Annotated in this window: 7 protein-coding genes; 1 reads left to right on the forward strand and 6 read right to left on the reverse strand. The window is 72.2% G+C overall.

Going from position 1 to position 5,835, the window contains the following annotated elements:
• The 5 genes from C4313_RS10715 to lysW form a co-directional block, all read right to left on the reverse strand.
• A partial coding sequence (locus C4313_RS10715) for a M20/M25/M40 family metallo-hydrolase (protein WP_352429855.1) occupies positions 1 to 317 on the reverse strand: 317 nt, incomplete at its 3' end.
• The gene (locus C4313_RS10720; RefSeq protein ID WP_352429856.1) at positions 314 to 2,374 is read right to left on the reverse strand and encodes a [LysW]-aminoadipate kinase; all 2,061 of its coding nucleotides are present in this window, start codon (positions 2,372 to 2,374) and stop codon (positions 314 to 316) included. The genes C4313_RS10715 and C4313_RS10720, both read right to left, overlap by 4 nt.
• Before the next feature lie 11 nt (positions 2,375 to 2,385).
• On the reverse strand, positions 2,386 to 3,426 hold the full coding sequence (gene argC, locus C4313_RS10725; RefSeq protein WP_352429857.1) for an N-acetyl-gamma-glutamyl-phosphate reductase: 1,041 nt from the start codon (positions 3,424 to 3,426) through the stop codon (positions 2,386 to 2,388).
• Positions 3,408 to 4,319, reverse strand: a complete 912-nt coding sequence (lysX, locus tag C4313_RS10730; protein ID WP_352429858.1) for a lysine biosynthesis protein LysX — start codon at positions 4,317 to 4,319, stop codon at positions 3,408 to 3,410. Before lysX ends, argC begins: the two co-directional genes overlap by 19 nt.
• A 14-nt stretch (positions 4,320 to 4,333) precedes the next feature.
• The gene (gene lysW, locus C4313_RS10735; RefSeq protein ID WP_352429859.1) at positions 4,334 to 4,504 is read right to left on the reverse strand and encodes a lysine biosynthesis protein LysW; all 171 of its coding nucleotides are present in this window, start codon (positions 4,502 to 4,504) and stop codon (positions 4,334 to 4,336) included.
• Positions 4,505 to 4,872: 368 nt separating this feature from the next.
• Between lysW and C4313_RS10740 the strand changes: the two genes are divergently transcribed.
• Entirely contained in the window at positions 4,873 to 5,253 is a 381-nt protein-coding gene (locus C4313_RS10740; protein ID WP_352429860.1) for a cupredoxin domain-containing protein, read from the forward strand.
• Between the two features lie 29 nt (positions 5,254 to 5,282).
• Here the strand turns inward: C4313_RS10740 and C4313_RS10745 are convergent.
• The coding region (locus C4313_RS10745) for an alpha/beta hydrolase family protein (protein ID WP_352429861.1) at positions 5,283 to 5,835 on the reverse strand (553 nt) is incomplete at its 5' end.

Genomic DNA, 5,835 nt, shown 5'->3' on the forward strand with positions numbered 1-5,835 from the left:
TGGGCGACGGCGACGGCCGCTGCCGCCAGCGGCCCCTTGGCGTCCACCGCCCCCCGGCCGTAAAGCCGCCCGTCGGCGATCCGCACGGGAATCTCCCCCGGGACCGTGTCCAGGTGGCCGAGGAGCAGCAGCGTCCGCGGGCCTTCCCCCAGCACCCCGATGGCGTTGCCCGCTTCGTCGATCCATGCGGCGAACCCGTGGCGGGCCATCCAGTCCCGCAGGAAGGCGGCGGCCGGCCCCTCGGCGCCCGAGGGGCTGGGGATGCGGACCAGGTCCTCCAGCAGGGCGATGGCCTCCCGATCGTTGGGCCGACTCATCCGTCCCCTCCTTCCCCAGCGGCAGGGATGGGCGCGGGGGCCTCGGCCAGGGCCCGCTCCAGGGCGGCGGCGATCTGCTCCAAGTGCGGGGCCTCAACGATCAGGGGGGGCAGGAACCGGACCACGTCGGGGCCGGCGGGCAGGGCGAGGATCCCCTCCGCCATCAGCCGGCGCAGGATCGGTGTGGCGCGCACCCGCAGGGCCACGCCGACCATCAGCCCCATCCCCCGGACCTCCCGCACCCAGGGCGAGCGGATCTGCCGCAGGCGCTCCTGGAAGGCGGCCCCCAGGCGGGCCGCCCGCTCCACCAGCCCCTCCCGCTGGAGCACCTCGAGGGTGGCCAGGGCGGCCGCGCACGCCATAGGGTTCCCGCCGAAGGTGGAGCCGTGGACACCCGCGGGCAGGGGGCCCCAATCGGCGGGGAAGGCGACCGCCCCGATGGGGAACCCGCCGGCCATGCCCTTCCCCATGGCGATCAGGTCGGGGACCACCCCGTAGTGCTCCGCGGCGAACCAGCGCCCGGTCCGCCCAAAGCCGGTCTGCACCTCGTCGAGGATCAACAACGCCCCGTGACGATCGCACAGCGCCCGGGCGGCCTGGAGGAAGCCCGGGTCTGCCGGCCACACGCCCCCTTCCCCCTGGATGGGCTCCAGGATCACCGCAGCGGTCTGGGGGCCGACGGCGGCCTCCAGGGCGGCGGTGTCGTTGAAGGGGATGTGGCGGAAGCCGGGGACGAGGGGTTCGAAGGGCTGGCGGTAGGCCGGGTTCGCTGTGGCGGAGAGGGCGCCCATGGTACGGCCGTGGAAGGCCCGGCGGGCGGCGACGATCTCTGAGCGCCCGGTGCGCAAGCGGGCGAACTTGAGGGCGGCCTCCACCGCCTCGGCGCCGGAGTTGCCCAGGAAGATCCGCCAGGCCCGGTTGCCTGGGAGGACCGATTGCAGGGCCTCCAGCAGCGCCGCCCGCCGGTCGTTGTAAAAAATCTCCGGGCAGATCATCAGGCGGGCCATCTGGGCCTCCAGGGCGGCCCGGACCGCCGGGGGGTTGTGGCCCAGGAGCGCCACCCCCTGGCCACCGGTGGCGTCGAGGTAGCGGCGCCCCTGGTCGTCCCACACGTAGAGGCCTTCCCCGCGGACCAGAACCAGAGCCCGCTTGGGGTAGACCCCGCTGGTGTATCGGCTCTCAACGCCTTGGGCGTCCATGGGCCGGCCTCCGAAACGGGATCGCTGGGCCTGCGCCGCCTCCGGGGTGGGCTCCTGGCCCACGAGGAGGGTCCCTTCCCCCTGCAGGGCTGCCGTCAGCGGCGCCGGGCGGCGGCCGTCCGCCAGCCACACCCGGGGCAGGCCCTGCTGGAGGGCCTCCCGGGCCGCCAGCAGTTTGTGGCGCATGCGCCCCTGGGCCCACTCGAAAGCCGCCTCCAGTTCCGCGAAGGTCAGCCGGGGGACCCGGGTGTTCTCGTCGGGGAACGATCGGAGCAGGCCGGGGGCGCCGGTGAGGAAGATCAGTCCCTCCGCCTTCAAGGCGGCGGCGATGGCGGCGGCGGCCCGGTCGCCGTCCACGTTCACGATCTCCCCCTCCGGCGTCAGGGCCATCGGGGCGATCACCGGATACAGCCCGGCCGCGAGCAGCATGACCAGCAGCCCGCGGTCGACCGCGCTCGGCGTCCCCGAGTAGTCCCCATGCAGGATCCGGATCCGATCCCCCTCGCGGACCCGCAGGGCCTCTTTGCGGCGGGCCTGCAGCAGCCCGCCGTCGATCCCCCGCAGGCCCACGGCCCGCACCCCGCGCCGGTGCAGGGCGGCCACCAGATGGGCGTTGACCCGCCCGTAGGCCATCAGCAGGATGTCCCGGGTGCGGGCGTCGGTGTAGCGGCTGGTGAAACCGGAGGGCGAGGTCACGTAGCGCGGGGGATGCCCCAAGGCCTCCCCCAGGGCGTCCGCCTCCGCCGAGATCCCGTGGATGAGGACCCAAGGCCGGCCCTGGTGGGCCCAGGCGGCCAGTTCCTCCAGCACGGCCTCGGCGTTCACCGCCGCGTTCCCGCCGATCTTGATCACCCACATGGCGCGCCTCCTCAGGCCGGGTAGAGGGGGATCATGTCGAGGCCGGCCGTCTCCGGCCAGCCCAGCGCCACGTTCATGGACTGGACGGCGGAGCCGGCGGCGCCCTTCACCAGGTTGTCCAAGGCGCACAGGGCCACCAGGCGCCCGCTCTCCTCCTCGACGGCGAAGCCGACGTCCGCAAAATTGCTGCCGATCACCGCCTTGGGGTCCGGCAGGCGGTGAACCCCCTGGCGGTCCCGGACCAGGCGGATGAAGGGTTCCTCCCCGTAGGCTGCTCGGTAGATGCGCCATAGGTCCGGCTCCCGCAGGGGGGCCCGCGGCCAGGCGTGGGCGACGGCCAACACCCCTCGCACCGCGTCCACGGCGGTCACCGAGAGCACAACGGACGCCTGCCCCAGGGCCTGGCGGACCTCGGCGGTGTGGCGGTGAGCCACAGGGGCGTAGGGGCGAATGGCGCCGTGGCGTTCCGGATGGTGGGAGCCCGGGTTGGGCTCCCGGCCCGCCTCGGAGGAGCCCGCCTTGATGTCCACCACGATGGGGCGTTCCGGGTCCAGGACATCGGCCTGGATCAGGGGCCACAGGGCGAGGATGGCGGCTGCCGCGTTGCAGCCGACCCCGCTGATGGAGCGGGCCCCTCGAAGGACCTCACGGTAGCGCTCGGGGAGCCCGTAGACGAAGCGGGGGAGCCATTCCGGATGCGGGTGGGGGCGGCCATACCAGCGGGGGTAGGCCTCCGGGTCCCGCAGCCGGAAGTCGGCCGAGAGATCGACGATCATGGGGGCCAGGGTGGCGAAGGCCTCGATCCGCGGGGCCACCTCGCCGTGGGGCAGGGCGATGAAGAGGACGTCGCAGGGCCGCAGATCGGCCATCCGGCAGAAGGTGAGGGGAGCGAGCCGGCGCAGGTGGGGGTGGGCCCGGTGGACCGGCTCGCCGGCGTAGGATTCGGAGGAGACCTGGGCGATCTCCACGAAGGGATGGTGCAGCAGCAGGCGCAGCAGTTCCCCGCCCACGTAGCCGGAGGCCCCGACGATGCTCACGCGGACCCGTTCCATCGCCCGATCTCCTGAGGGAGGGGATGCGCATGGGCGGCGGCCCATCCCTCCCGGGCCACCCGGATCACGAAATCGGCCACAGCGCCGGGGATGTCGACGCCGGTGGGTTCCACCGAGTTGCGGAACTCCATGGCGTGGTTGATCTCGTTCACCAGGAGCCCCCGCCGGGGGTCCTCGAAGAGGTCCATGGCCAGCACCCCGCCGCCCACCGCCGCCGAGGCCCGGGCGCACAGATCCGCCAGGTCGGGGGTGACCGGGCAGTTGGCGGCCCGGCCGCCCCGGGCCGTGTTGGTGATCCAGTGGTCCGATGTCCGGTAGATGGCGGCGATGGTCTGGCCTCCCACCACAAAGGCGCGGATATCCCGCCCGGGCTTGGGGATGTATTCCTGGATGTAATAGACGCCGTGGGCGAAGCCCCCCAGCACCTCCTTGTGTTCCAGGAGGGCCTCGGCGGCGTCGCGGTCGTTGACCCGGGCGAGCAGGCGCCCCCAGGAGCCCAGCAGGGGCTTGAGGACGACGGGGTAGCCCCACTCCTCCATGGCCTGGAGGGCCCCCTCGGGGGAGAAGGCGATCCGGACGCGCGGCGTGGGGACGCCGGCCCGGACCAGGGCGGCGGTGGTGAGGAGTTTGTCGGCGCAGGTGTGGATCACCGCGGCAGGGTTGATGACCGGCAGGCCGAGGTCCTGCAGCAGCTGGGCGGCGTGGAGGGCCTGCCAGGGGCTGAGGGAGCGCATCAGGACGGCGTCGAAGCGGCGCCAGCCGTCGGCGGCGCCGACCTCGAGGACCGCCGAGCGGTCGTGGACGACCTCGACTGCGACCCCCCGGCGCCGGAAGGCCTCCAGCAGCCCCTTCTCCTCGGGGCGCACCAGCGAGCAGAAGAGGGCGATCCGCATCGGGCGCCTCCCCTTCACTCCCCCCAGTCCTCTTCCACCTGGGGGGCGCGCTCCAGGCTCACCGGAGAGAGAGAGATCACCTCCAGGGCGGTCCCACACTCGGGACATGTCAGCAGCTCGTGGAGCACCGTGTCCTCCCGCAGCGGCACGCCGGCCGCGCACTCCGGACAGATCCCCTGGCGCATGGTGCACCTCCTCCGGGAATGGGTTTGCGAAAAATGAAACCCCCAGGCCACCGGACGGTAGCCTGGGGGTCAGGATCCTGACGGATGGAGGAAAGCCGCTACGTCAGGACCGGACTACCGTCCGGGCCTGGAGGCGCAGCGGCTTTTTTCGTCCAGCGAGAGAAGAAAGGCCGGGGGGCCATCCCGCGTTCTCCCCTGTTCTTTGAGAAAGACTATAACCGGTTCCGCCGATTTGTCAAGACCCCGGGGGGCCTGGGCGGGGGACCTTTTTGCGCCCCGGGGATCCGCTTATGGCGGCGGGGATGTGGAAGATGGCGGCGCCTCGGATTATCCTCATGGAGGTCCTATCCTAGGTGGAGGGAGCACCGATGCGGTGGCCTTGGATGCGGGTGATGGCGTTGCTGATGGGCGGGCTGCTGGCGGCCTGTGGCGGCGGGGGCGGCGGTGGGGCCTCCTCCGGCCTGGTGATCGAGATGGGGGACCTTTACTTCAAGCCCAACGTCCTCACGGCCAAGCCCGGCCAGACCCTGGAGATCACTTTGGAGAACAAGGGGGCCCTGGAGCACAACTTCGTGCTCTACGACCAGGACGGGAAGACCGTCCTGTTCGAGCGGGACAACATCCAGCCCGGCCGTGCGGTGAAGGTCACGGTGAAAGTCCCGGAGAAGCCGGGCAACTACGAGATCGTCTGCACGGTGCCGGGCCACAAGGAAGGAGGGATGGTGGCCACCTTGAGGGTGCAGCCGTAACGACCGGTGGACCATCGTTTGGCCCCAGGCTAGGCGAAGAGGACGTGCTGCCGGAGGAAGGCCAGGACCTCCTGGTAGAAGGCAACGCGGGTTTCGGGGCGGCGCCAGCCGTGGCCTTCCCCCGGGTAGAGGCGGTAGAGGTGGGGCACTCCGTTGCGCCGCAGAGCCTCGACGATGGCCTCCGCCTGGCTGGGGGGCACCACCCGGTCCTCGGACCCCTGGAAGAGGGCCACCGGGTCGCGGATCCGGTCGGCGTGGAAGAGGGGGGAGCGTTCGCGGTAGCGGTCGGCGGCCTCGGGGAGGGGGCCCACCAGCGTGTCCAGGTAGTGGGCCTCGAACTTGTGGGTCTCGGCGGCCAAGGCGAACAGGTTGGTGATGCCGAAGAGGCAGATGCCGGCCCGGAAGAAGCCCGGGTGGCGGATGAGGGCGTTGAGGACGGTGTAGCCGCCGGCGCTGCCGCCCATGATCACCAGCCGGCGGGGGTCGGCGAGCCCGCCATCGACCAGGGCCTGGGCGCCGCTGACCGCGTCCACCACATCCAGGACCCCCCACTGGCCCTTCAGGGCATCCCGGTAGGCGCGG

The organism is Thermoflexus sp., from assembly GCF_040289485.1.
In the GTDB taxonomy this organism is placed as follows: domain Bacteria; phylum Chloroflexota; class Anaerolineae; order Thermoflexales; family Thermoflexaceae; genus Thermoflexus.

Excerpts from the sequence above, each read along its gene's own strand:
- C4313_RS10720 (WP_352429856.1), bottom strand. The coding sequence starts at position 2,374 with ATGTGGGTGATCAAGATCGGCGGGAACGCGGCGGTGAACGCCGAGGCC.
- argC (WP_352429857.1), bottom strand. The coding sequence starts at position 3,426 with ATGGAACGGGTCCGCGTGAGCATCGTCGGGGCCTCCGGCTACGTGGGC.
- lysX (WP_352429858.1), bottom strand. The coding sequence starts at position 4,319 with ATGCGGATCGCCCTCTTCTGCTCGCTGGTGCGCCCCGAGGAGAAGGGG.
- lysW (WP_352429859.1), bottom strand. The coding sequence starts at position 4,504 with ATGCGCCAGGGGATCTGTCCGGAGTGCGCGGCCGGCGTGCCGCTGCGG.
- C4313_RS10740 (WP_352429860.1), top strand. The coding sequence starts at position 4,873 with ATGCGGTGGCCTTGGATGCGGGTGATGGCGTTGCTGATGGGCGGGCTG.